At 28.4% G+C, this 1,763-nt stretch carries 3 protein-coding genes; 2 read left to right on the top strand and 1 reads right to left on the bottom strand.

Features of this window, described 5'->3' with window-relative positions:
• Nucleotides 1–376 precede the first annotated feature (376 nt).
• On the top strand, nucleotides 377–817 hold the full coding sequence (locus AC1D0Y_RS29405) for a MarR family winged helix-turn-helix transcriptional regulator (protein ID WP_477708443.1): 441 nt from the start codon (nucleotides 377–379) through the stop codon (nucleotides 815–817).
• Nucleotides 818–902: 85 nt separating this feature from the next.
• Nucleotides 903–1,166, top strand: coding sequence for a transcriptional repressor (locus tag AC1D0Y_RS29400; protein WP_274448575.1), 264 nt, complete (start codon nucleotides 903–905; stop codon nucleotides 1,164–1,166).
• 229 nt (nucleotides 1,167–1,395) lie between these two features.
• Here the strand turns inward: AC1D0Y_RS29400 and AC1D0Y_RS29395 are convergent.
• Nucleotides 1,396–1,763: Rpn family recombination-promoting nuclease/putative transposase (locus tag AC1D0Y_RS29395; protein ID WP_477708442.1), on the bottom strand; the 368-nt coding region annotated here is incomplete at its 5' end.

Here is a 1,763-nt window from a genome sequence, read left to right as displayed (position 1 = left end):
CTTTTTGGACTAGAGCTTGAACAAGATCTGTTGTAAACTGATTCATAGGAAGACCTTCTTTCTTTGAATTGGTTGTGGTGACTTAATTCTACAAGAAAAGGTCTTCCTTTTTGTATTTATTCATTTACACAAGATATTTTACGCTCTCATAATTTTTAGAAGTTAATAGTTAACTTCATTACTTTAATTAAACTATTCGTTACATGTTTTTTGTGAATTTGCGATTACTAACATTATTAGAATTATAAGTGAGCTTATAATTCTAATTGTATCTGCTTTAAATAAAGAAATTAAATGTTCCTAGTGAGTTTTACTTGCACAAACAAGTATTTTTCCATAATATGTTTAATTAATTTTGAAAGGTGTGTTCTATTTTATGAATGATTATAAGTATATGTTAGATGATTCACTAGGTTATTGTTTATTTCATGCATCCAGGTTGATGATAAATCGTTTAAATAATCATTTTAAAAAAAATAATTTTCCCCTTACATATGAACAATGGCAAATTATGAGTCGATTATACGAAAAAAATGGGCAAAAGCAAAATGAATTGGCAACTCGAAATGAAAGAGATCAAGCCAGTGTTTCACGTTTACTGGATAATATGATTAAAAAAAATTTAGTTGAACGAGTTTCCCATCCAACAGATTATCGTGTAAATGTTATTTATTTAACCGATTATGGAAAAGAAATTCGTTTTGATTTAGAAGAGCTTGCTAAGCGAACCGTTGCAGAAGCTTCTAATGGAATCACTGATGAAGAACTTCAATATTGTTTGGATACACTTAATAAAATTCGAAATAACCTTAAGTAGTTTATTGTGAAGTCTATATATTAGATGATTATCGCACTTGGTAAAAGATATAGGTTAATTATAATTTAGAAAGGTTACATTTCTCATGACAAAAGAAGGTTATATATTTTTTCTAAGAAAAAGGGGTTATAATCTTACCTTACAAAGAATAATTTTAATATCTTATTTTTATGATAATCAAAATAAAATGATATCAACTCAAACAATTATAAATCATTTAAAAAAAGGAAAGAAAAATATTAGTTTTGATACGATTTACAAGAACCTTATTTTATTTGCAGATATAGGATTATTAAATTATGAAAAAATAGAAGGTCAAAAATTTTTCTATTTAAGAAATAAAGTGTAATTTACATCTAAGTAAGTTACACTTTATTTCTTAAGTTGATTTTAAATTATAGCTTCAAAATTCTTGTATGAACTCGGTAGAAAGAATCTTTTTTGTTGGGTTTCCTCTATTAGTTTTATATATGATATTCATGATTAATTTAAATAATTTTGATTCTTAGCCATTATATGTTTACTTTTAATAATATATAAAAAGAAGCAGTGGCTCAATGCACACTACTTCTTTTCCCTTATTGATGTCGAAGCTTTTCAATTTCTTCTATCGTAAGACCTGTCAATTTACTTATTATATTGCTAGCTATACCTTCTTGAATCATTCCAATAGCCATAGTCTTTATTGCCTCTTCACGTCCCTCTTCTCGGCCTTCTTGTTTCCCCTTTTTCTCTGCTCTCTTTAAAGCCGATTTTTCATCTAAAAGGGCTTTTCTCCTTGCCTCATAAGCCAGTAAAACTTCTGGATCTTGACTCACGCGTTCCCATTCATCTATTGCTTTTTTCAATACCTGATCTTCTTGCATCGCAATCTCCTCCAATACCTGAGTGATTTCTTCATCTTCCGATGCTTCAAGTAATAATAACCATCGCACAAGTTGATCTT

The sequence above is a fragment of the Priestia sp. P1_B12_1 genome (genome assembly GCF_056406695.1).
The sequence above is the reverse complement of the archived record's forward strand: the minus strand, read 5'-3'. Positions and strand labels throughout refer to the sequence as shown.

Excerpts from the sequence above, each read along its gene's own strand:
- AC1D0Y_RS29405 (WP_477708443.1), top strand. The coding sequence starts at position 377 with ATGAATGATTATAAGTATATGTTAGATGATTCACTAGGTTATTGTTTA.
- AC1D0Y_RS29400 (WP_274448575.1), top strand. The coding sequence starts at position 903 with ATGACAAAAGAAGGTTATATATTTTTTCTAAGAAAAAGGGGTTATAAT.